Annotated in this window: 20 protein-coding genes; 7 read left to right on the plus strand and 13 right to left on the minus strand. The window is 58.3% G+C overall.

Annotated features, from left to right (window positions below; translation table 11 throughout):
* Positions 1-225 precede the first annotated feature (225 nt).
* From ASF29_RS19145 to ASF29_RS19155, 3 genes are all read right to left on the minus strand, one after another.
* Positions 226-1,248 (minus strand): ABC transporter substrate-binding protein, encoded by a 1,023-nt coding sequence (locus tag ASF29_RS19145; RefSeq protein WP_062452231.1) that lies wholly within the window; start codon positions 1,246-1,248, stop codon positions 226-228.
* Positions 1,245-2,312 carry a LacI family DNA-binding transcriptional regulator gene (locus tag ASF29_RS19150; RefSeq protein WP_062452232.1) on the minus strand — a complete coding sequence of 356 codons (1,068 nt, stop codon included), beginning with the start codon at positions 2,310-2,312 and terminating at the stop codon, positions 1,245-1,247. Before ASF29_RS19150 ends, ASF29_RS19145 begins: the two co-directional genes overlap by 4 nt.
* A gap of 119 nt (positions 2,313-2,431) precedes the next feature.
* Positions 2,432-3,346, minus strand: coding sequence for a LysR family transcriptional regulator (locus ASF29_RS19155; protein WP_062452233.1), 915 nt, complete (start codon positions 3,344-3,346; stop codon positions 2,432-2,434).
* Positions 3,347-3,442: 96 nt separating this feature from the next.
* Here ASF29_RS19155 and ASF29_RS19160 point away from each other — a divergent pair, with 96 nt between their 5' ends.
* From ASF29_RS19160 to ASF29_RS19170, 3 genes are all read left to right on the plus strand, one after another.
* Entirely contained in the window at positions 3,443-4,630 is a 1,188-nt protein-coding gene (locus tag ASF29_RS19160; RefSeq protein ID WP_062452234.1) for an acyl-CoA dehydrogenase, read from the plus strand.
* Between the two features lie 282 nt (positions 4,631-4,912).
* Positions 4,913-6,349 (plus strand): NAD-dependent succinate-semialdehyde dehydrogenase, encoded by a 1,437-nt coding sequence (locus tag ASF29_RS19165; RefSeq protein WP_062452235.1) that lies wholly within the window; start codon positions 4,913-4,915, stop codon positions 6,347-6,349.
* 116 nt (positions 6,350-6,465) lie between these two features.
* Positions 6,466-7,572 carry a DNA alkylation repair protein gene (locus ASF29_RS19170; protein ID WP_062452236.1) on the plus strand — a complete coding sequence of 369 codons (1,107 nt, stop codon included), beginning with the start codon at positions 6,466-6,468 and terminating at the stop codon, positions 7,570-7,572.
* Here ASF29_RS19170 and ASF29_RS19175 read toward each other — a convergent pair.
* The 5 genes from ASF29_RS19175 to ASF29_RS19195 form a co-directional block, all read right to left on the minus strand.
* The gene (locus ASF29_RS19175) at positions 7,569-8,594 is read right to left on the minus strand and encodes a sulfate/molybdate ABC transporter ATP-binding protein (protein WP_062452237.1); all 1,026 of its coding nucleotides are present in this window, start codon (positions 8,592-8,594) and stop codon (positions 7,569-7,571) included. The genes ASF29_RS19170 and ASF29_RS19175 overlap by 4 nt on opposite strands.
* Entirely contained in the window at positions 8,591-9,472 is an 882-nt protein-coding gene (gene cysW, locus ASF29_RS19180; RefSeq protein WP_062452238.1) for a sulfate ABC transporter permease subunit CysW, read from the minus strand. The genes ASF29_RS19175 and cysW overlap by 4 nt, the downstream gene beginning before the upstream one ends.
* 3 nt (positions 9,473-9,475) lie before the next feature.
* Positions 9,476-10,297 (minus strand): sulfate ABC transporter permease subunit CysT, encoded by an 822-nt coding sequence (gene cysT / locus ASF29_RS19185; RefSeq protein WP_062452239.1) that lies wholly within the window; start codon positions 10,295-10,297, stop codon positions 9,476-9,478.
* A 73-nt stretch (positions 10,298-10,370) separates the two neighbouring features.
* On the minus strand, positions 10,371-11,357 hold the full coding sequence (gene cysP, locus ASF29_RS19190; protein WP_062452240.1) for a thiosulfate ABC transporter substrate-binding protein CysP: 987 nt from the start codon (positions 11,355-11,357) through the stop codon (positions 10,371-10,373).
* A 146-nt stretch (positions 11,358-11,503) separates the two neighbouring features.
* Entirely contained in the window at positions 11,504-12,574 is a 1,071-nt protein-coding gene (locus tag ASF29_RS19195) for an enoyl-CoA hydratase/isomerase family protein (protein ID WP_062452417.1), read from the minus strand.
* A gap of 287 nt (positions 12,575-12,861) precedes the next feature.
* Here ASF29_RS19195 and ASF29_RS19200 point away from each other — a divergent pair, with 287 nt between their 5' ends.
* Positions 12,862-13,098 (plus strand): DUF2934 domain-containing protein, encoded by a 237-nt coding sequence (locus ASF29_RS19200; protein ID WP_062452241.1) that lies wholly within the window; start codon positions 12,862-12,864, stop codon positions 13,096-13,098.
* Between the two features lie 128 nt (positions 13,099-13,226).
* Here ASF29_RS19200 and ASF29_RS19205 read toward each other — a convergent pair whose 3' ends face one another.
* Both ASF29_RS19205 and nspC read right to left on the minus strand, forming a co-directional pair.
* Positions 13,227-14,465, minus strand: a complete 1,239-nt coding sequence (locus ASF29_RS19205; RefSeq protein WP_062452242.1) for a saccharopine dehydrogenase family protein — start codon at positions 14,463-14,465, stop codon at positions 13,227-13,229.
* A 48-nt stretch (positions 14,466-14,513) separates the two neighbouring features.
* The gene (nspC, locus tag ASF29_RS19210) at positions 14,514-15,611 is read right to left on the minus strand and encodes a carboxynorspermidine decarboxylase (protein ID WP_062452243.1); all 1,098 of its coding nucleotides are present in this window, start codon (positions 15,609-15,611) and stop codon (positions 14,514-14,516) included.
* 344 nt (positions 15,612-15,955) lie between these two features.
* Here nspC and ASF29_RS19215 point away from each other — a divergent pair, with 344 nt between their 5' ends.
* The 3 genes from ASF29_RS19215 to galE all read left to right on the plus strand — a co-directional run bounded on the left by ASF29_RS19215 (position 15,956) and on the right by galE (position 17,835).
* On the plus strand, positions 15,956-16,297 hold the full coding sequence (locus tag ASF29_RS19215; RefSeq protein ID WP_062452244.1) for a DUF883 family protein: 342 nt from the start codon (positions 15,956-15,958) through the stop codon (positions 16,295-16,297).
* A 9-nt stretch (positions 16,298-16,306) separates the two neighbouring features.
* Positions 16,307-16,726: a hypothetical protein gene (locus ASF29_RS19220; protein ID WP_062452245.1), complete on the plus strand. Its 420-nt coding sequence runs from the start codon at positions 16,307-16,309 to the stop codon at positions 16,724-16,726.
* A gap of 125 nt (positions 16,727-16,851) precedes the next feature.
* Positions 16,852-17,835 carry a UDP-glucose 4-epimerase GalE gene (gene galE / locus ASF29_RS19225; RefSeq protein ID WP_062452246.1) on the plus strand — a complete coding sequence of 328 codons (984 nt, stop codon included), beginning with the start codon at positions 16,852-16,854 and terminating at the stop codon, positions 17,833-17,835.
* A gap of 20 nt (positions 17,836-17,855) precedes the next feature.
* Here galE and ASF29_RS19230 read toward each other — a convergent pair whose 3' ends face one another.
* Genes ASF29_RS19230 through ASF29_RS19240 form a run of 3 tightly spaced genes read right to left on the minus strand, consistent with a single transcriptional unit; the run spans position 17,856 to position 21,771 of the window.
* Positions 17,856-18,965 (minus strand): glycoside hydrolase family 88 protein, encoded by a 1,110-nt coding sequence (locus ASF29_RS19230; protein ID WP_062452247.1) that lies wholly within the window; start codon positions 18,963-18,965, stop codon positions 17,856-17,858.
* Positions 18,946-20,490: a glycoside hydrolase family 28 protein gene (locus tag ASF29_RS19235; RefSeq protein ID WP_244473597.1), complete on the minus strand. Its 1,545-nt coding sequence runs from the start codon at positions 20,488-20,490 to the stop codon at positions 18,946-18,948. The genes ASF29_RS19230 and ASF29_RS19235 overlap by 20 nt, the downstream gene beginning before the upstream one ends.
* Positions 20,491-20,499: 9 nt before the next feature.
* Positions 20,500-21,771 (minus strand): ABC transporter substrate-binding protein, encoded by a 1,272-nt coding sequence (locus tag ASF29_RS19240; protein WP_062452248.1) that lies wholly within the window; start codon positions 21,769-21,771, stop codon positions 20,500-20,502.
* Between the last annotated feature and the right edge of the window lie 38 nt (positions 21,772-21,809).

Here is a 21,809-nt window from a genome sequence, read left to right on the forward strand (position 1 = left end):
GGAGGATTTGTATTGAGCGTTGGTGTGTGCCAGCCCCCTCTCCCCTGCCGGGCATCTCCCCCTCAGGTGGGGAGATTGGCTGGGCGCGCCGTCACAGTCTAACCGCGACGCTCACTGGAAGAGGACGGGTTGCCCCGGGTCGATCTCCCCCCTTGAGTGGGAGATGTCCGGCAGGACAGAGGGGGGTGACGTGCGCCAGCACGTAGCCCCACGCCCGAACCTTAATTACTGCCCAACCTTCGCATTCCACTCCGACAGCCACTTGTCGCGGTTATCGAGCGTCGAAGCAGACGGAATAAGCTGGAGGCTTTTCGCCGTCTCATCGCCGTAAGTGATGTTGTTCGCCACCTCGTCGGAGACCTTCACCTCCTTGTTGGTCGGGCTATCGACCAGCTTTTCGGCCAGCGCCTTCTGCACATCCGTCGAAAGCCAGAAATCCATGAATTGCAGCGCGAGGTCTTCGTTCTTGCCGTTCTTGGGCACGATGAGAACATTCATGCCACCCGTCTGGCCTTCCTTTGGTGTTGCCCATGCCAGCGGCAGGTCGAGTTTGGTAAAGGGTGCCCAGGAGAAGCGGCCGATGGGGGCGGCCCAGATTTCTTCCTGCTGCATCAACTGCACCAGCTGCGAAGACTTGACGTAGAAGGTGACGATCTCGTCCTTCTTTTCGCCAACAGCCTCGATAGCGCCGGAGAGATCAGGCGTATCCTTGCCTATGGCCTTGCCCAGCATGTAGAGCGCGGGTGGGCCCTGGTTGGTGGTGACATTCGGGAAGGCGACGTGATCGACGACGCCGTCCTTCAAAAGATCGGCCCAGCTTTCGATCTTCATTTTGTCGGTGCGGTAGACGATGGAGGTGGCGTAGAAGTTGACGCCGACGCTCATGCCATCGCCATTCGGGTCCTTGGCAATGTCATAGAGCTTACCGACATTCGGCACCTTGGAGGTATCGATCTTCTGGACCAAATCCTTGCGGGCAGCGGACAGCGCGTCAGCCATGGAAACGATGGCGAGATCGATGACCGGGCTTGCCTTGTTGGCTTCCATCTTGGCCAGACGCTCGACGCTGTTGCCGGTTTCCACCACCAGCTTGCAGCCGCATTTGGCTTCGAACGGCGTATAGACCAGTTCCTTGAATTCGTCCTGCGCGAAGGCATAGACGGAAATCGTCAGCGTCTTGTCCTGCGCCTGCGCGGCACCCATGGACAGCATCAACGCCGTGCCGGATGCCAAAATGATCTTCTTCATGATGTGAGTTCTCCTGCTGTCGAGGTTTTGTTTGCTATTTGCTTCTTCTTATTTGGCCCGGAAGAATGGCGTATGACCATTTCCATTGCAACTTTCGATATATCTGCCACCACACCGCCCGTTGCAGTGCGGTCCGCCGGATTTTCCGCATCGATGCTGCGCACCAGCGCAGTAACAGCCAGATCGGCAATCCGCACCATATCCATGCGAATGGTGGTCAGCGCCGGGGTAACGACAGGTGCCCAGATGAGGTCATCGAAACCGGTGACGCTCGCCTGTTCGGGCACGGTGATGCCATCGCGCTGCAATTCGGTGAGAACGCGAAGCGCGTGAAGATCGGAGACGGCGGCAAACGCCGTAAAGCCCTGCGAAACCTTGGCTGCAACGCCCAGGGGGCAGCCTGCCCCATCCTGCTTTTCCAGAGAGGCGATCCACAACGTCTCGGCTTCGGCACCGCCTGAAAGGCCGGAGCGGATGCCGCCGACACGGTCGTTCTGCACGTTGGAGTCAGGATTGTTGCCGATGATGACCACTTTGCGGTGACCAAGCTCCGCCAGATGACGACCGATCTGGACGCCGCCCTCCCAATGATCGGCAGCAACCGTGTTGCCGGGTGTGGACGGGGAATCGATGACGGCGACCGGGCAATCGACATTGCCGATGCGCGTACCACGACGCGGCACCACTACCATGCCTTCGACGCCGCGTTCGATCAGCCGGTTGATGGCGTCCGTCTGCTTGGCGACATCGCCATGGGAGTCGGCAATCAACACGCCGTAACCGGCCTTGTCAGCGGCTTTTTCGATGGCCTGCGCGATCTGTGGGAAAAGCGGATTGGCGATATCCGGCAAAACGAGGCCGAGAACGCCGCTTTTGCCGGTACGCAAGGCACGTCCCGCCACGCTTGGCACATAGCCCAGCTCATCGGCCTTGAGGCGGATTTTATCGGAAAGCTCTGCGGAGACGCGCCCCTTGCCGGACAGCGCATTGGACACGGTTGCCGCCGACACACCAAGTGCCGCAGCAATCGCCGTCAAATTTGCACCCGCACGACCCGAGGTCATGGCCTGCCCACCCGCATGATTAAACGTTTAATCAGCGTAAGGCGAATGCACGTTTTTGTCGAGTCGGGGACGGGTGGATTTTTGTGCGAAAACTCTAAGTGCCGAAAACAAGGGCGAAATTATCGCCCGGTTTCGTCTCGAAACGCCTCGACTTCGGCCAGAAGCCATTGCTTGAACAGCACCACGGGTGCGTGGTTGATGCGCGAGAGCGGGGCGACGGCGTAATATGAACTTGGGCTTTTGACCTGGTGGTCAAAGGCCGCAACCAGTTGTCCGGCTTTCAATTCGATATCGATCAGAAACAGCGGCATCAGCGCCACGCCCAGTCCGGCGATGCAACCCTGCGCCACGCTGGAGAATTGTTCGAACCGCATAGCGGGTGCATTCTGCACGCCAAGTCCGAGGCTCTGGAACCAGTGATCCCATGCGCCGGGTCTCGATGCCATATGCAGCAGCGGCAGGGTTGAGATATCCTGCGCCCTGGCAATGGGGTGCTGCGCGAGAAAAGACGGACTGCACACCGGCGCCACCATCTCGTCCATCAGAAACGTGCTTTCCGCCGCTGGCCAATCCGGCTGGCCGATATGGATGGCCATATCGAGGCCTTCCTTTTCGAAATCGAACTGGCCGATGCGGGTGGCGAAATTGAGTGTGATTTCCGGGTGTGCGGCCACGAACTTGGGAATACGCGGCAACAGCCAGCGCGTGCCGAAGGTCGGCAGCATGGCGAGGTTCAGCGTGTTGCCATGCGTTTTGGTCATAATATGAAGAGACGCGGAGCGGATATCGCCCAGCGCCGTGCCGATGGCCTTGGCATAGGTCTGGCCCTCTGCCGTTAGCGAAACGCCGCGCGCGCCGCGCTCGAACAGCCGCACGCCAAGCTGTTCTTCCAGCGACAGAACCTGCCTGCTGATCGCCCCTTGCGTCAGCGAAAGCTCATCGGCGGCCAGCGAAAAACTGCCCAACCGCGCCACGGAATCAAAGGCGGCGAGAGCGCTGGTGGAGGGCAGAAGTTTGCGGCTGAGCGAGGTCATGGCGCATTCCTATCTGTAATAGCAAAATGAGTAAACATGGCTTGCCGCGATGCCGCCAAATGCCAATAATCACACCAGCAATTTTGGAGATTTACCGTGAGCGAACGCACAGCATTCAATTGGCAGGACCCGTTTCTTCTCGAGGACCAACTGACCGAAGATGAGCGGATGATCCGCGATACGGCAGCGGCCTTTGCCCAATCGGAGCTTCTGCCGCGCATCAACGAAGCCTATCTGTCCGAGAGCTCAGAGCCCGAACTCTTCCGCCTGATGGGCCAGACCGGCCTTCTGGGTGTGACGCTTCCTGAAAAATACGGTGCTGCCGAAGCCAGCTATGTGGCCTACGGCTTGGTCGCCCGCGAAGTGGAGCGCATCGACAGCGGCTATCGCTCGATGATGAGCGTGCAGTCCTCGCTCGTCATCTACCCGATCTTTGCCTATGGCTCGGAAGAGCAAAAGGACAAATATCTGCCGGGCCTCGTCTCCGGCGAGCTGATCGGCTGCTTCGGCTTGACGGAGCCGGATGCGGGTTCCGATCCGAACGGCATGAAGACGCGCGCCGAAAAGATCGAAGGCGGATATCGCCTGCGCGGCTCCAAGATGTGGATTTCCAATTCGCCGATTGCCGATGTCTTCGTCGTCTGGGCCAAGTCCGAAGCGCATGACAACCAGATCCGCGGCTTCGTGCTGGAAAAAGGCATGAAGGGCCTGTCCGCACCGAAGATCGGCGGCAAGCTGTCGCTGCGTGCCTCCATAACAGGCGAAATCGTCATGGACGGTGTCGAAGTGGGCGACGATGCGCTGCTGCCCAACGTCTCCGGCCTCAAGGGACCGTTCGGCTGCCTCAACCGCGCCCGCTACGGCATTTCCTGGGGTGTGCTGGGTGCCGCCGAAGACTGCTGGTTCCGCGCCCACCAATATGGCATGGACCGCAAGCAGTTCGGCAAGCCGCTCGCTGGCATGCAGCTTTACCAGAAGAAGCTGGCCGATATGCAGACGGAAATCACGCTTGGCCTTCAGGCGTCCTTGCGCGTCGGTCGCCTGTTCGATGAGCACCGCATGGCCCCGGAAATGATCTCCATCGTCAAGCGCAACAATTGCGGCAAGGCGCTGGATATCGCTCGACAGGCCCGCGACATGCACGGCGGCAACGGCATTCAGATCGAATACCACGTCATGCGCCACGCCCAAAACCTGGAAACGGTCAACACCTATGAAGGCACGCATGACGTACATGCGCTGATCCTCGGCCGCGCCCAGACCGGCATTCAGGCGTTTTTCTGAGATTGAACGATCAAGCGACCGGCGGCCACGCGTCGCCGGTTTTGCTGCATTGCGAAATAAATAATACTTTTTAATGGGCTGACCGGTTGAAACCGCCGCCGCGCGAATTAATATAGAGATGTCATCATCGTCTCTGGCAAATCCATTTGCCATATCCGGTATCGCTGCATTCGATTGTCCCGCACGGACGACATGTCATGCAGCGCCGGTACATTCCGAGACCGCAATTAAACGCCAAGCATCGGCACCGTGCCGGTCGGTCAAGTCACGAAGGTATTTCACATGCACAGCTATCCCGACGTCAAGCTCCTCATCAACGGCGAATGGCGCGATGCCTTGTCCGGCAAGACCATTGCCGTGTCCGACCCGGCAACAGACGAAATCCTCGGCCAGATTGCCCATGCGGAAAAGGCTGATCTCGATCTGGCACTCGACGCTGCCGACAAGGGCTTCAAGGTCTGGCGCGAAACATCCGCCTATGAGCGTTCCAAGATCATGCGCAAGGCCGCCGACCTTCTGCGTGAGCGCAAGGACACGATTGCCTGGCTGATGACCCGCGAACAGGGCAAGCCGCTGGCGCAGTCCGCCATGGAAGTCATGGGTGCTGCCGATACCATCGACTGGTTTGCCGAAGAAGCACGCCGCACCTACGGTCAGGTCATCCCGGCCCGCGCAACCGGCGTCTCGCAGCTTGCCATCAAGGTTCCGGTCGGTCCCGTTGCGGCCTTTACGCCTTGGAACTTCCCGATCAACCAGATCGTGCGTAAGCTCTCCGCAGCGCTGGCCGCCGGTTGCTCGATCATCGTCAAGGCTCCCGAGGAAACACCGGCATCGCCTGCCGAACTCATCCGCGCCTTCGTGGATGCGGGCGTTCCCGCTGGCGTCGTCAACCTCGTTTACGGCGTGCCTGCCGAAATTTCCGAATATCTCATCCCGCACCCGGTCATCCGCAAGATTTCCTTCACCGGCTCCACACCGATCGGCAAGCATCTCGCGGCACTGGCTGGCAAGCACATGAAGCGCGCCACGATGGAGCTGGGCGGCCACGCGCCGGTGATGATCTTCGATGATGCCAACATCGAAAAGGCCGTCGAAATCATGGCCATGTCGAAGTTCCGCAATGCCGGGCAGGTTTGCGTTGCACCGACACGCTTCCTCGTTCAGGAAGGCGTTGCCAGCCAGTTCCTTGATGGCTTCGTCAAAGCCGCTGAGGCCGTCAAGGTCGGCAACGGTCTGGAAGATGGCGTGACCATGGGACCGCTCGCCAATGAGCGCCGCATCCCGGCGATGGAAGCGCTCATTCAGGATGCCGTTTCCAACGGCGCGGAACTGAAGACCGGCGGCAAGCGCATCGGCAACAAGGGCAACTTCTTCGAACCGACGGTGCTGGCCAACGTTCCCACATCTGCCAAGATCATGAACGACGAGCCCTTTGGTCCCGTCGCCATCGTCAACACGTTCAAGTCCTTCGATGACGCGATCTCGGAAGCCAACCGCCTGCCTTTCGGCCTCGCATCCTTCGCCTTCACCGGCTCGGTCAAGACAGCCCACGAGCTCGGCCGTCAGGTTGAAGCTGGCATGCTGACCATCAACCACAACGGTCTTGCTCTGCCGGAAGTACCTTTCGGCGGCATCAAGGATTCGGGCTACGGCACGGAAGGTGGTTCGGAAGCCGTCGGCGCTTATCTGGAAACGCGCTTCGTCAGCCAGATGAACTGATAGCCAGCTGATTTGAGCTAAAATTTTAAAGCCCGGCGTTTTGCGACGCCGGGCTTTTCATTTGCAAAATTTCGCACTCGCCTTTAAGAACAAATAAGGAACAATGAGGAGCTTAGATGGCAGAGGCAAGCGTCACGGCAGCACCGGCATTGAAGGAAATCTTCAACCGTGACCGTCTGCGCTCCATCGCCGCCGAAACGAAAGCCGTCTATCCGCCATTCGATGAACAGGCGTTTTTGGCACTGGCAGAGATCGACCTCGACACACTCGGCATCATGCAGCGCATGCGGCAGGTGGCGACCAGTCTTCATGCCACGCTGCCCGGGGATTACGCCCGCAACATCGAAATCCTGATGGCACTGGCACCGCGCATCAACCACGGCTTTGCCTCGATTTCCCTGTCGGAATATGTGGCGCTCTACGGGCTGGAGCATTTCGATGCCTCTATGGATGCGCTCAAATTTTTCACCCGCTTCGGCTCGTCGGAATTCGCCATTCGTCACTTCATCCTCGCCGATATGCCCCGCGCGCTGGCGACGATGGAGGAATGGTCACGAGATAAAAATGAACATGTGCGCAGACTGGCGAGCGAAGGTTGCCGCCCGCGTTTGCCTTGGTCGTTCCAGATCAAGGCGCTGATTGATGACCCTTCGCCCGTCGCGACCATTCTTGAAAACCTCAAAAGCGATGACGCACTCTATGTGCGCAAATCCGTGGCCAACCATCTGAACGATATCACCAAGGACAATCCGCAGTGGGTTCTCGAGCGTATCGCGACTTGGCCGAAGGAGAACAGGCATACCGCATGGATCATCCGGCAGGCTCTGCGAACACTCGTGAAGAAGGGCGACGCGTCGGCACTTGCGCATCTGGGCGCACATGAGAAAGCGGATATTGCGATAGAGGCGTTTCAGGTGAGCCCGGACGCTCTCCCACTGGGCGGCAATGTGCGGATTACGGCATCGCTTCGCTCAACATCCGAAAAGCCACAGAAGCTGGTCATCGATTACGCCGTCCACTATGTGAAGAAGGGCGGCGGCACCTCACCCAAGATTTTCAAATGGAAAGAGTTGAGCCTTCAACCGGGCGAAGGCTGTACACTGTCCATCACCCGTGCCATCCGGGATTTCACCACCCGCAAACACTATCCCGGCCTGCACCTGATACAGCTGATGGTGAATGGCGAAGCGCTGGCCGAGACGGCGTTCGAACTCAGTGTTTAACCCGCCGGGAAAATCTTGGCGCGGCGGATGACGATGTGGCCCCGGTCACCGGCTTCGACGGCCGTTTCGGGCGGCACGTCGAACTCCAGCAGATCGCCTTCCATGGTCGAGGCAATCACGCGGCGGTCCCCTGCGCGGTCCAGCACGCGGGTTACTTGGGCCGGAATGCCATCATGCAAATCTTCCCATTCCAGATCATTGGGACGGGCGTAGATATCGACGGGGCCATCGGCCTGGCTATAGGCGAAGGGCACTTCGGCTGAGCCGACGAAAACCTTGCCTGCACGGGCGGTGCCGGAAATGCGGTTGGCATCGCCCAGAAAGCGCATGACGAAGGAGGAGTTGGGCTGGCGGCAGACTTCTTTCGGGGTGCCTTGCTGCACGATTTCACCCTGATTGAGTATGACGACGCGATCGGCGAGATCGAGTGCCTCTTCCTGATCATGCGTCACGAAAATGGTGGTGATGCCGAGTTCGGTGTGGATTTCGCGCAGCCAGCGGCGCAGATCGCGGCGCACATTGGCGTCCAGCGCGCCGAAGGGCTCGTCCAGCAGCAGAACCTTGGGATCGACCGAGAGCGCACGGGCAAGCGCCACGCGCTGGCGCTGACCGCCGGAGATTTGCGCCGGGAAACGCTCGCCCAGACCATCCAGCTTCACCAGCCGCAGCAATTCATCGACGCGCGCATCGATGGCAGCTTTATCGCGTTTGACGCGGGATACCTTCATGCCGAAAGCGATGTTTTCGTGAAGTGTCATATGCGGGAACAGCGCATAATGCTGGAACACGAAGCCGACGCCGCGGTCTCGCACCGGAATATTGGTGGCGTCTTCCTCTCCGAAATAAATCTGGCCGCCATCGGTATATTCCAGACCTGCGACCATGCGCAGGATCGTCGTCTTGCCGGAACCCGACGGACCGAGAAGCGCCAGCAGCTCACCACTTTCGATATCCAGCGAGACATCCCGCACGGCACGAAAGGTGTCGAAGGTTTTCACCACATTTTGGAGGCGGATTTTCATGCAGTTGTCTCCGAAATGGCAGCGGTTTTCTTGGCGCCACGCCCTGCCCCGCGCTTTTCCAGCGCGACCTTGGCAATGATGGTGACGACAGCGAGAGCCGCGAGAATGGATGCCGAGGCGAAAGCGCCTGCGGCCTGATAATCGTGGTAGAGAAGTTCGATATGCAAAGGCAGCGTGTTGGTCTGGCCGCGAATATTGCCTGATACGATGGACACCGCGCCGAATTCACCCATGACACGCGCATTGCACAGGACGACGCCGTAGAGAAGTGCCCATTTGATATTGGGCAGCGTGACCGAAAAGAACGTGCGCCAGCCGGATGCGCCGAGCGAGGTGGCAGCCTCCTCCAGATCCCGCCCCTGCGCCTGCATCAGCGGGATCAGTTCCCGCGCCACGAAGGGTGCCGTGACGAACATGGAGGCGATGACGATGCCCGGCAGGGCAAACAGCACCTTGATATCGTAAGCTGCGAAGAATGGGCCGAGCAGGCCTTGCAAGCCATAAACGAAGAGATAGGCCACACCCGCCACGATGGGCGAGATGGAGAAGGGAATTTCGATGAGGACGAGCAGAAAGCGCCTGCCCCGGAAATCGAATTTGGTAATCGCCCAAGCGGCGGCAATGCCGAAGGCGGTGTTTACGGGAACGGCAATCAGCGCCGTGATCACTGTCAGCATAATGGCATGCCGCGTATCGGGGTGATTGATCGTCGCCGTGTAGGTCTTCCACCCTTGAGAAAAGGCTTCGACGCCGATGATGAGCAGAGGCGCGACAACGAGCAAGGCACCGATAATCAGTACGAAGGCAATCAGCGAGCGACGCACCCAGGGGGCGTCACCCACGCGTGGCGGCTTGCGACGGGAGGCATGAGCACTCATCGGCTAGCTCCTCACGGTGTAGCGCAAGGCGCGTGTCTGGAGATAGTTGGTGACGGCCAGCATGACGAAAGCCGTTATCAGCAGCACCGAAGCGATGGCTGCTGCGGCCTGATAATCATATTCCTCCAGCCGGATGAAGACGAGGAGCGAGGTGATTTCGGTCGAAAACGGCTGATTACCAGCGATGAAGATGATCGCGCCGAACTCGCCAAGGCTGCGGGCAAAGGAGAGCGACAGGCCCGCGAGAATGGCAGGCATCAGCAGCGGCAGAATGACCTTGCGGAAAATTTCCAGATCCGAGCCGCCCAGAGACTGCGCCGCCTCTTCCAGCGCAGGGTCCAGATCCTCCAGCACCGGCTGCACTGTGCGCACGATGAAAGGCAGGCTGGTAAAGGCCATGGCGATGATAATGCCGAGTGGCGTATAGGCAACCTTGATACCGGCATGGGCAAGGATCGAGCCGAACCAGCCATTGCCGGTAAACAGGGCTGTCAGCGCAATACCGGCGACAGCCGTGGGCAGGGCGAAGGGAAGGTCAACGATAGCATCGACCAGACGCCAGCCGGGAAAGCGGTAGCGCGTCAGCACCCATGCGAGCGCCAGGCCAAAGACGACGTTGAACAGCGTGGCCGCAAGGGCGCAGAGCACGGTGACGCGATAACTGGCGACGGCGCGTGGCGAAGAGATGATCGCCCAATATTCGGCAGGGCCAAGGCTGGCCGCCTTGAAAACAAGGGCGGCCAGCGGCAGGACGACGATGATGCCGACATAAAGCAGGGTAACGCCGAGCGACAAGCGCAGCCCCGGCAAAACATTACGTCTCAAACCCGTCCCCTATCATGGAAAAGCGACCCGGCGGGAGGCCCACCGGGTCGATGTCATCTCAATGATTTAACGATTAGCGATTGCCGTAAAGCGTATCAAGCACGGCACCGGATGCGAAATGCTCTTTCTGGATTTTGTCCCAGCCGCCGAAGGTGTCGGTAACGTTGACGAGGCGGATTTGCGGGAACTGGTCCTTGAACTCGGCGGCGACCTTTTCGTTGTGGACGCGGTGGCCGAACTGGGCAGCAATGCGCTGGCCTTCCTCGGTGTAGAGGAAATCCAGATAGGTCTTCGCCAGTGCGCGCGAACCGCGCTTGTCGACAACCTTGTCAACGACGGCGACCGGGAATTCCGCAAGAAGGCTGACGGAAGGAACGACGCTTTCGACCTTGTCCTTGCCGTACTGCTTGGCAATGCCGCGTGTTTCGGCCTCGAAGGTGATCAGCACGTCGCCGACTTCACGCTCCACGAAAGTCGTCGTAGCGGCGCGGCCTCCGGTGTCGAATACGGGCGTGTTGGCGAAGATTTTCTTGATGAAGTCCTGAACCTTGGCGTCATCGCCATTGAACTTTTCCTTCGCGTAGGCGGTCGCGGCCAGATAGGTGTAGCGCGCATTGCCTGACGTCTTCGGGTTCGGGAAAACGAGCTTCACGTCGTCACGCACCAGATCGTCCCAGTCCTTGATGTTCTTGGGGTTGCCGGCGCGCACGAGGAAGGATGGGAAGGAATAGAAAGGCGACGCATCATTGGCAAAATTCTTCTGCCAATCGGCGGAAACGAAGCCCTGCTTCACCAGAAAATCAATGTCGGTGACCTGATTGAAGGTCACGACATCGGCCTCCAGACCTTCCACGATGGCGCGCGCCTGCTTGGACGTGCCCGCATGCGACTGATCGATGGTCACGCCCGGATGCGCCTTGACGAAGGCTTCGTTTTCGGCGGCGAACACCTCACGCGCCACGTCATAGGACGCGTTGAGAAGCGTTTTCGGCTCCTGCGCAAAGGCAGAGGTCGACAGAAGCGCTGCGACAGCAGCACCGATAAGCATGATCCGTTTCATGGAATTCCCCACAGCAGCAAATTGTACTGCAAGATAGGGAAGCGGCGCTTACGAGGCGAGGAATGGTCCTACGCATCGCAAGTCGATCTTAGAATGTTTTACCGCCGCGACAGTTCTATTCGAACATATGTTTCGCGCTCAAAAAATCACAAGCGATGGCCACGAAAGAGCGGTGGCTCGGTGGGGACACAATAGCTATCAATTTCTTCATCGCTCACCTCGTCCAACGTGGCGGGGCTCCATTTCGGATTGCGATCCTTGTCGATAAGGGCAGCCCGCACCCCCTCGTAAAAATCATGATTGCGCAGCACTTCGCAACCAGCCGCGAACTCTCGTTCCAGACATTCGACAAGACCGGAACTGCCACGCCCCAACCGTAACAACCGCAAGGTCAGTTTCAGGCTCGTCGGTGACCGCAATTGCAGGGTCGAAAGCGTTTCCTTGGCGAAGCTGTCCTCAGCCGACACAAGTGCGTCGATGATCTCTTCAATCGTATCGAAGCCGAAAGCGGCGTCGATACGGCGCTGATGGGGGGCGAGGATACCATCGGCATCCGGCTTGCTTGAGAAGCTTTCGACCACCGCACCCACATCGGCGGCAAATGAGACGTCGGCAAGCGCATGCACAAGCTCCGGCAGACGCTGCGAGGCGACGTGATAATCAGCAAGTCCCGCATAGATCGCATCGGCTGCACCGATTTCACGGCCTGTGAGGCCCAGCCATGTCCCCGCCTCCCCGGGCGCTCTTGGCAGAAGCCATGTCGCGCCCACATCCGGAAAGTAGCCGATGGCGGTTTCCGGCATGGCGAGGCGGGTCCGTTCGGTGACGATGCGATAGCGGCCATGGGCCGAGATACCCACACCGCCGCCCATCACGATGCCGTCCATCAGCGCGACATAGGGTTTGGGATAGTGGGAGATCGTGTAGTTCAGCGGGAACTCTTCCCGCCAGAACCGGGTGCGATCTTCCGGGCTGGCGGATTTTGCCGCATAAATCTGTCGCACATCTCCACCCGCACACAGACCACGCTCACCCTCGCCCGAGAGGATGACGCAGGTTACATCAGAATTGCGTGCAAAAGCATCCAGCCCGGCCTTCATGCCGGATACCATCGCTTCGTTGAGACTGTTGATGGCCTTGGGCCTGTTGAGGCGGATAAGTCCGGCATGACCCTGTGTTTGGATGATGACCTCATCACCCGGCAAGCCCTGCTGCATCATGCTGCTCCTCCAAAACAATGCGCTGCAACAACAGTTTGAAGGTCGCGGGAACTTCACGCAACATTTATCGTTCGGGATGCAACGATGAAGGCGATTGAGCGTTGAAATTGCTCGATAAACGGGAAAAGTCCGGTTCTTGCAGTGCAGCAAATTAACTTGACGGTCCTGCGAATCATGGCATGTAATGAGGTGGTGAAATACCGGCGCGCTATTCCGTTCAGCGTTGCAGCCGGCGCATGCAGACAGCCGTCCCTTGGCTGATGACATTCTAACGGGAGATAGAAATGCCGGTTTCAGAAAATGATTGGATCAGCAAAAGAGCTTACACTTTATGGGAAAATGAAGGGCGTCCGCATGGGCGCGATTCCGACCACTGGGAGCAGGCCAAACACGAATATTCATTGTTGCAGAACTCGAAGGCGACCAAACCAGCGCACCGCAAAAAAGCAGATGTGAAACTTGCTCTTGCCGCAGAGGCTGCAAAGCCGAAGGTACGACCCCGCAAAGCCGCAGCGAAGTAAATGTTCTCCCAAATCATTTAGCTTCGACTGCAAGATACGGAAAAGCCCCGGGATGAACTGACCCTATCCGTTGAAAAACGTCTTGGGGTCAGGCACCAGCGGGGCTTTTCTATGCGTTTTTTCCGCACTCAGAATGTCAGCGCGCGGTCGCCGTTTTCATCCTTGATACGGCTTGGCAAGCCGATGCGGTTCAGAATGTTGAGGAATGGCTGTGGTGGAAGTTCTTCCACATTCGCCATCTGCTTCACATCCCATTCGCCCGTCGCAATCAACATGGCGGCGGCGACAGGCGGAACGCCTGCGGTGTAGGAAATGCCCTGAGAGCCGACTTCTTCGTAAGCTTCCTTGTGGTCAGCCACGTTGTAGATGAAGACTTCGGTTTCCTTGCCGTCCTTGATGCCCTTGACGACATCGCCAATGCAGGTCTTGCCGACGTAATCAGGCGCCAGCGAAGACGGATCGGGCAGCACGGCCTTGACCACCTTCAGCGGCACGACTTCCAGACCTTCGGCTGTCTTGACCGGCTTTTCCGAGAGAAGACCGAGGTTCTTCAGCACAGTGAAGACGTTGATGTAGTGGTCGCCAAAGCCCATCCAGAAACGCACGTCTGCGCCGTCCATGTTCTTGGACAGCGAATGCACTTCGTCATGGCCGGTCATATAGGCCTTCTGCTTGCCGACGACAGGCAGATCGAATTCCTGACCGACTTCGAACATCTGGTTCGTCTGCCACTGGTTGTTCTGCCAGGAATAGACGACACCGGTGAACTCACGGAAGTTGATCTCGGGATCGAAATTGGTCGAGAACCAGCGGCCATGGCTGCCGGCATTGATATCGACGATATCGACCGAAGTCACCTTGTCGAAATATTCATCCTTGGCCAGACGCGCATAGGCGTTGACCACGCCCGGATCGAAGCCGACGCCAAGAATGGCAGTAACACCCTTTTCCTTGCATTCGGCGGCACGCTGCCACTCGTAGTTTCCGTACCACGGCGGATTTTCGCAAATCTTGGTCGGATCCTCATGGATCGCCGTATCCATATAGGCAACACCTGTGTCCATGCAGGCACGAAGAACGGACATGTTGACGAAGGCAGAACCCACATTGATGACGATCTGCACGCCGGTCTTCACGATCAAGGCTTTCGTCGCCTCGATGTCCATCGCGTCAAGCGCATGGGCCTCAAGCTTTACGTCTGTCTTGAGGCTCTTCTTTTCGCGTACGGACTCGACAATCTTGCGGCACTTATCAACTGTGCGTGACGCAATATGAATGTCTCCCAATACATCGCTGTTCTGGGCGCACTTATGCGCCACGACCTGTGCTACGCCACCGGCGCCGATGATGAGAACGTTCTTCTTCATTTCAGGTGATGCCTCCTTTTCCCCGTAGGGGTGAGTTTGTGGATGTTGTTAAGACAAGCTCTGCTGAAAGTCAGCAAAGTCGAATTCACGAACGGCACGGACCGTGCCATCGAGTTCCTTGATGGCAATCGTCGGCATTTTCACGCCGTTGAACCAGTTTTTCTTGACCATGGTGTAACCGGCTGTGTCCTGGAAGGACACGCGGTCTCCCACCTTTAGTTCGTTCTCGAAACGGAACTCGCCAAACACATCGCCCGCGAGGCAAGACTTGCCGCAGACCATGTAGGGATGGTCACCCTCGTTGGGAGAGACCTTGGCCGTTTCGCGGTAGATCAGAAGATCGAGCAAATGCGCTTCGATGGAGCTGTCGACAATGGCGAGGTTCTTGCCGTTAAACAGCGTGTCGAGAACCGTCGTTTCCAAGGTCGTGCTCTTGGTAATCGAGGCCTCGCCGGGCTCCAGATAGACCTGAACGCCGTATTTTTCCGAGAATTCCTTGAGGCGATCACAGAAGCGATCAACAGGGTAATCGTCACCGGTAAAGTGGATGCCACCGCCAAGGCTGACCCATTCCGCCCGCGACAGCAGCGTGCCGAAGCGCTCCTCGATCTGACCCAGCATGCGGTCGAACAGTTCGAAATCACCGTTTTCGCAATTGTTGTGGATCATGAAGCCGGAGATACGGTCCATGACGTTTTCGACCTTCGCCACATCCCATTCGCCCAGACGGCTGAAAGGACGGGCCGGATCGGCCAGATCAAAGGTGGACGAGGAAACCTGCGGGTTGAGGCGCAGACCGCGGGTAATGCCGGATGCCTTGTCAGCGAAGCGTTCCAGCTGGCCGATGGAATTGAAGATGATCTTGTCCGCGTTGGAGATGACCTCTTCGATCTCGTAATCGGCATAGGCCACGCTATAGGCATGCGTCTCGCCGCCGAATTTTTCGCGACCCAGACGCACTTCGTAAAGCGACGACGATGTCGTGCCATCCATATATTGCGACATGAAATCGAACACCGACCAAGTGGCAAAGCACTTCAAGGCCAGAAGAGCCTTCGCGCCGGATTTTTCGCGCACATAGGCAATCTTCTCCATGTTGCGAAGAAGCTTGGTCTTGTCGATGAGATAGTATGGCGTCTGAAGCATTGGCGGATCACATGTTGATGGAAGTCAAAGACGGGTCTGATTGACGGGCCTTATATGATGCTTGTGACAGGAAAACAAACCCGCAGCACAGATTCTGCACCAATTGCCTTTTTTCGACATGCCGCCATGGCGAAGGAACAAAAGCCAACAACAGACGTTTTGAAATTACGCGTGAGCCGTGAAAAGGTTCGAAGCGGAACCAGACCGAAACGACAATGGAGGGCGGGACATGAGAGGCATAATGCTGTGGGCCATCGGTATCCCGCTACCTGTCATCCTCATTCTTTATTTCCTCGGTTATCTCTGACACGGCGTTTGACCAAAATTCTAGAAAAGGAAACATCATGGCGACGGTTCGCAACGTAGAAGACGAAGTACGCAAGACCATCGACAACGCAGATACGGCGGAAGTATCCGCTCAACTCGCGCAGTTGCGGGAAGACCTCGCCAACCTGGCCAGTAGCGTCAAGGCGCTTGGCGCAGGCGTATCGTCCGAAGTAAAGGCACGCGCCAGCCGCGTTGCAGACGACGCGATCGCTGCCGGTGAAGAGACGGTCGACAACGTTCGCCACGAAATCCAGTCCATTAACGACAATCTTGCTTATCAGGTGCAGAAGAACCCTCTTCAGGCACTCGGTATCGCGGCCGCGGCAGGCTTCCTTATCGCCATCGTCACACGGCGCTAAGGCAGCACCATGATTGAAGCGCTGCTGCTCTACATCGCAGACACCCAGCGAGAGGGTCAACTCGTCACACGCCGCATAAAAACCAAGGCTCTGCTCTGGAGCCTTGCAGGCGTGTTCTTCGCTATTGCCTTCATCGCGGCATTGATTGGCGGTTCGATCTATCTTGCCAAGGAACTGGGTGCGGGCCCGGCGGCGCTGGTGATTGCAGGCGCTTCGTTTCTGCTGGGCGTCATCATGCTCATCAGCCTGGCGATCATGCGCAGACCCCGTGTCTACGCAACGCGCCCTGTTCTGCCGCTGGCGGCTGCACCCATCGCCGCACAGGCGATGATTGGAGGCGTGATCGGCAAGAGGCCGTTTACCTCGCTTCTGACAGCAATGGCGATTGGCTTCATCGCCACCCGAACATCGCTGAAGAAAAAGAAGTAATGTCCCGGAGAGCCGCTTCCATCAGGACGCGGCTTTCTTTTCATCCGCGATAAATTCTCGCTGCCCTTCTTCCACCAAAATGATACGCAGTCTCCCGACACATCTGTAAATGGAGAGATTGCTGGATGCGGAAGAAAGTCCTTGTCGTCGGCGGTGCCGGATATATCGGTTCCCACACCTGCCTGCTGCTGGCCGAACGTGGATACGAGCCTGTCGTTTTCGACAACCTTTCCAATGGCCATGAAGAATTCGTCCGCTGGGGACCTTTCGAGCAGGGTGATATCAGGGACCACGCGCGCCTCGATGAGGTTTTCGCCAAGCACCAGCCGGAAGCCGTTCTTCACTTCGCAGCGCTGATCGAAGTCGGCGAATCCGTCAAAAACCCCGTGGCATTCTACGATAACAATGTGATCGGTGCACTGACGCTGCTGTCATCCGCCATGGATGCGGGCGTGAAAGCCTTCGTCTTCTCCTCGACCTGCGCGACCTACGGCCTGCCGGAACGGGTGCCGCTGGACGAAACCCACCGCCAGGCACCCATCAATCCCTATGGCCGCACCAAATGGGTGGTCGAGCAGGCGCTGAAGGACTACAGCACCTACAAGGACCTGAAATCGGTGATGCTGCGCTACTTCAATGCGGCAGGCGCCGACTTCGAAGGCCGGATCGGCGAGTGGCACAAGCCTGAAACTCACGCCATTCCGCTGGCCATCGAGGCGGCACTGGGACGTCGTGAAGGCTTCAAGGTTTTCGGTACCGATTACGACACCCGCGACGGCACCTGCGTGCGCGACTATATCCATATTCTCGATCTGGCCGACGCCCATGTGCGCGCCGTGGACTACCTGCTTGCGGGCGGTGAAACGGTTGAGCTGAACCTTGGCACCGGCACCGGCACCACCGTCAAGGAACTGCTCGACACGATTTCTGAAGTCTCCGGCCGTCCCTTCCCCGTCGAATATACCGACCGCCGCGAGGGTGATTCCACGACGCTGGTCGCCAATAACGACAAGGCGCGCGAAGTGCTGGGCTGGGAGCCGCAATATACGCTGGAAGATATCATCCGCTCGGCGTGGCGCTGGCACTCATCCAGAAACGAAAGCATGTAACGGCGACAGGCGGCGGCGGATCACTCCGCCGCCTTCACCACATGCTGTTCGCGTGCTGCCCGGCGGGTTTCGGCATAGGCCATCATCAGGGGCGCGACGCCTTTGATATCATCGGCCCGGATGACTTCCGACAGGTAGTAATTGACGGTTCCATCGCGATAGACACCCTCGAAGCCGCCGAGACCGGCAACGCAGCAGATGTTTTCCAGCCGCAGCCTGCCTTGGGCATCCGCCTTCATCTCATGTGTCACAAGCGAATCCAGAGCTTTATGCCCCGGCTCAGCCGCAACCCCTGAAATGCCAAGCCGGGCACCCTTGAGGAAGAAATAGGCGAACATGGCCGTCGCCGAGCTTTCGGCGTAATTGCCCCCCACCTGAGGCGCGTCGATAACCTGCAACCAGCGCCCATCCACCGTTTGCAGTCGCGTGATGGCTGAGGCGAGCTTTTCCGCCCGCCGTTCGATGTCGGCTCGCTCGGCTCCGGGGGGAAGATTATCGATGATGTCGACGAAGGCCATGGCGAGCCAACCAATTGCCCGTCCCCAATGGGCAGGCGACAGGCCAGTTGCATCATCGGCCCAATCCTGTAGCCGCGACTCGTCATATCCATGGCGATACAGCATGGAGGCTTCGTCATGGGTCAGCTCGAGCGCCGTCAGGAATTGCCACACAGCGTCCTGCCGCATATCGTCCAGACCAGCCGCCTTGGCATATTCCAGCTTAAAGGGCAGCGCCATATAGAGCCCATCAAGCCAGACCTGGTGCGGATAGCGAAGCTTGTGCCAATAGGGTCCTGCTTGTGTGCGCGGATGAAATCGCAGCTGCTCGGCCAGCGGTTTTGCCGCCTCCAGCCATTTCGCCTCTCCCGTCAGATGAAAGAGATGGACCAACGCCCGTCCGGCCAGCACATTATCGATGTTGAACTCATCGATACGGTAGCCAGCTAGCCGGTTTTGCGCATCGACCTGCCCGCTGACGAGCCGTATCAGATGGTCGAGCCAGCGCTGCTCGCCCGTCGCTTCATGGAGCGTGATCAGACCGCGATAGAGACAGCCGTCCTCGTAGCACCACGATCCGCCTTTATAATATTGGTAATCTCTGGTGTAATCGTCAAAGTAGCTGGTCAGCATGTGCTCTGTCATTCTTCGTTGGATCGATGGATGCTGGAGAAAGTCCCGACAGGAGTTTGAACACCGTGTTTTCGGCAACGATTCCCGCATGCCTGAGCGCGGGCAGATGGCTTGCCATCTCGGCGATTTGCGGCTCGGCATCCGGATCGAAGGCAACGCAGTAATCTTCGATCACGACATCGCGGATAGGGGCTTCCGGCAATCCGTAAAACACTGCAGCGGCGGTGCCCGCGCCGGAGACCTCGACATTGCGAAGCGTGAAACCTGAAAGGTTGGGCGTGTCTGCCGTGACCTGTAACGGCTCGCGCGACTGGACATAGTCGGAACGCCCATCGGCGTCGCAGAAATAGAAGGCATTCACGGCAACCGGGGTCGCAACATGGTCCATACGGCAATCCACGAGACTGATATTGGCCACTTCGCCACCTCGCCCCCGCCGAGTCTTGATGCGCAAGCCGCGATCCGTCCCGACGAAATGACAACGACTGATATGAACATCGGAAATGCCAGCGCTCATCTCGCTACCCATGACCACGGCGCCGTGGCCGCGCTCCATCAGGCAATTGATGATATCGATCCGCTGCGTTTTCCGGTTCGGCCCACCCAGCGGATGCTTCTTGCCAGCCTTGATGGCAATGCAGTCGTCGCCGACGGAAATGAACAGACCGACAAGCCGCACGTCGCGGCAGCATTCGGGATTGAAACCGTCCGTGTTGGGAGAGTCCGGTTGATTTTCGATGCGCAGATCCGCTGCAAGAAGCCTTTCGCACAGCACCGGATGGACCGTCCATGATGGAGAGTTGCGGACGGTAAAGCCGCTCAAGGTCAGGTTACGGCAATTCGACAGGAACAGCGTCCGAGGGCGTCGAGCTCCCCGTCTGCTTTCCTTCGGCCACGTCCACCAGTCGCCCCGATCTCCGCCACCGTCCACGGCACCCTGACCGGTGATGGTCAGGTTTTCGCAATCGATGGCGTTGATGGTGCTGGCGAATGTCGGCTCTGCGACCCCCTCCCATGTGCCCAACACGCGGCCATCGGCATGCCGGGCGGGAAAGATCGCAAGCTCGCTCCAATCGCTCAGTCCCAGCAGTTCGGCACCGTCATCGAGGAGAAGCGTCATGTTGCTTTTCAGGTAGATCGGTCCAGTATGCCACCGACCCGGCGGAACTCGAAGCGTCCCCTTCTCTGGAACCGCGGCCACGGCGCTGGCGAATGCCTCCGCATTATCCCCCTTATCGCTGGACGCGCCATGATCGCGAATATCGATGATGGCGCTTTCGGGCCTGGTGGTGAAAGCAAAGGCATTGCCGTCGATCATCAGCCTATAGTCTTGCGCAGGACCAAGACCGCCTATGGTGAAAACCACCGAGGCGGTCTGTCCCCGCGCGACCTCGTCGCCACCCATACCCGTGACATGCCAGTCAAGCGAGGCAGCCAGAGCGTAAAGATGCCTGTCGGCATTCACGCTGAAGGTTGCAGTGCGTGACGAGGCGGTGATGAGCTGGATGGCGGCGTGGGTCATCATCGGGCTTTCTTAGATTCCAGCCAGCGCTTCATCGATGCTTGCGATGATTTCCGCAGCCGTATCGTCGGCAGATTGCTGGCCGTAGGCGAAGGCCTCGAGATTGGTATCGAAAGCCTCGGTGATGCGTGGATGTTCGATCAGCGGCGAAACCTTCGGCCCTTCCGATTCCACGACCACCTTGTAGGCGTCCGCTTGAACGGGCTTGATCTTGCCCGCATCCGTCAAGGTCTTGATGGCGATCTTGCTGGAGGGAATACCGCGGGTCGCACCCAGAATGGCGACGGCTTCCGGGTCGTTGAGCAGGCAATTGACAACCTGCGCAGCAGCCTTCTGCTCCTTGCTGTTCTTCGAGATGGAAAACAGCATGGATGGCTTGCGATAAATACCTTCGCTCTTGCCGCCCTCGGATTTCGGGGAGTGGGCAGACACAAGTTCCAGGCCTTTTTCGAGCGGCGCTGCGATCTTGCCGTAGGTGGTATCCCACTGATAAGTGCTGGCGTAACGGCCATTGGCCCATTTCGGATTTTCAAACAGGGGGCGGTTGCCACCAGCCGACGAGCTCTTCCAGGATTCGATAACGCCCTTGTCCACCATGGACTGATAGAAATTCAAAGCTTCGGCCAGCTCTGCTTCAGACCATGCCACCTTGTTGGTATCAGGGTCGATGAAGGTCTTGCCGGTCATCTGCGTGGCGCGCAAAATCACCACGATGCGGGCATTGAGACCGTTGCCTTCCGAAGGAGCGGCCTCAAACGGATAATAGTCCTTGCCCAGCTTGGCTTTCAAAACCGGGGCTGCGGCAAACAGCTCGTCCCACGTCTTCGGAATCGCGATGCCCGCCTTTTCGTAGATGGTCTTGTTGTACATGAAGATACGACCGGTCGTGGAAACCGGAATGCCATTCAGCTTGCCCTTGACCGTCGCACTCTGCAGATCGGCATCGGACCACTGGCTGAGATCGATCACATCCTTGAACTGGTTGAGATCGGCAAAACCGTCACCGTTCTTGGAAAACAGCGGCAACCAAGGCCAGTTGGTCTGCATGATGTCCGGTTCGGTGCGACCGGCAAGCTGTGTGGCGATCTTTTCCTGATGACCCTGCCAGCCGGTAAATTCCGGCGAAATCGTGTGGCCCAGTTTGGCGCCACAGACTTTGAGCGCCTCCTGCGTTGCCAGATGGCGGTCGTCGCTACCCCACCAGGACATGCGCAGGTTGGCCGCATTGGCATTGCCCAGACTGGTCGCAGCGAACAAGGCTGCCATGATGATTGCACGTTTCATTGTCTTTCCTCCCAAGAATTCAATGTTGAAGTTTGTCG

This window comes from Rhizobium sp. Leaf262, assembly GCF_001422245.1.
In the GTDB taxonomy this organism is placed as follows: Bacteria; Pseudomonadota; Alphaproteobacteria; order Rhizobiales; family Rhizobiaceae; genus Agrobacterium.

Bases quoted from the DNA above. Each gene is read 5' to 3' on its own strand.
- ASF29_RS19240 (WP_062452248.1), bottom strand. From the start codon at position 21,771: ATGAAACGTGCAATCATCATGGCAGCCTTGTTCGCTGCGACCAGTCTG.
- ASF29_RS19165 (WP_062452235.1), top strand. From the start codon at position 4,913: ATGCACAGCTATCCCGACGTCAAGCTCCTCATCAACGGCGAATGGCGC.
- ASF29_RS19150 (WP_062452232.1), bottom strand. From the start codon at position 2,312: ATGACCTCGGGTCGTGCGGGTGCAAATTTGACGGCGATTGCTGCGGCA.
- ASF29_RS19230 (WP_062452247.1), bottom strand. From the start codon at position 18,965: ATGCTGACCAGCTACTTTGACGATTACACCAGAGATTACCAATATTAT.
- ASF29_RS19215 (WP_062452244.1), top strand. From the start codon at position 15,956: ATGGCGACGGTTCGCAACGTAGAAGACGAAGTACGCAAGACCATCGAC.
- ASF29_RS19205 (WP_062452242.1), bottom strand. From the start codon at position 14,465: ATGAAGAAGAACGTTCTCATCATCGGCGCCGGTGGCGTAGCACAGGTC.
- ASF29_RS19220 (WP_062452245.1), top strand. From the start codon at position 16,307: ATGATTGAAGCGCTGCTGCTCTACATCGCAGACACCCAGCGAGAGGGT.
- cysW (WP_062452238.1), bottom strand. From the start codon at position 9,472: ATGAGTGCTCATGCCTCCCGTCGCAAGCCGCCACGCGTGGGTGACGCC.
- ASF29_RS19145 (WP_062452231.1), bottom strand. From the start codon at position 1,248: ATGAAGAAGATCATTTTGGCATCCGGCACGGCGTTGATGCTGTCCATG.
- ASF29_RS19235 (WP_244473597.1), bottom strand. From the start codon at position 20,490: ATGATGACCCACGCCGCCATCCAGCTCATCACCGCCTCGTCACGCACT.
- ASF29_RS19175 (WP_062452237.1), bottom strand. From the start codon at position 8,594: ATGAAAATCCGCCTCCAAAATGTGGTGAAAACCTTCGACACCTTTCGT.
- ASF29_RS19170 (WP_062452236.1), top strand. From the start codon at position 6,466: ATGGCAGAGGCAAGCGTCACGGCAGCACCGGCATTGAAGGAAATCTTC.
- nspC (WP_062452243.1), bottom strand. From the start codon at position 15,611: ATGCTTCAGACGCCATACTATCTCATCGACAAGACCAAGCTTCTTCGC.
- ASF29_RS19155 (WP_062452233.1), bottom strand. From the start codon at position 3,346: ATGACCTCGCTCAGCCGCAAACTTCTGCCCTCCACCAGCGCTCTCGCC.
- ASF29_RS19195 (WP_062452417.1), bottom strand. From the start codon at position 12,574: ATGCAGCAGGGCTTGCCGGGTGATGAGGTCATCATCCAAACACAGGGT.
- ASF29_RS19200 (WP_062452241.1), top strand. From the start codon at position 12,862: ATGCCGGTTTCAGAAAATGATTGGATCAGCAAAAGAGCTTACACTTTA.
- cysP (WP_062452240.1), bottom strand. From the start codon at position 11,357: ATGAAACGGATCATGCTTATCGGTGCTGCTGTCGCAGCGCTTCTGTCG.
- galE (WP_062452246.1), top strand. From the start codon at position 16,852: ATGCGGAAGAAAGTCCTTGTCGTCGGCGGTGCCGGATATATCGGTTCC.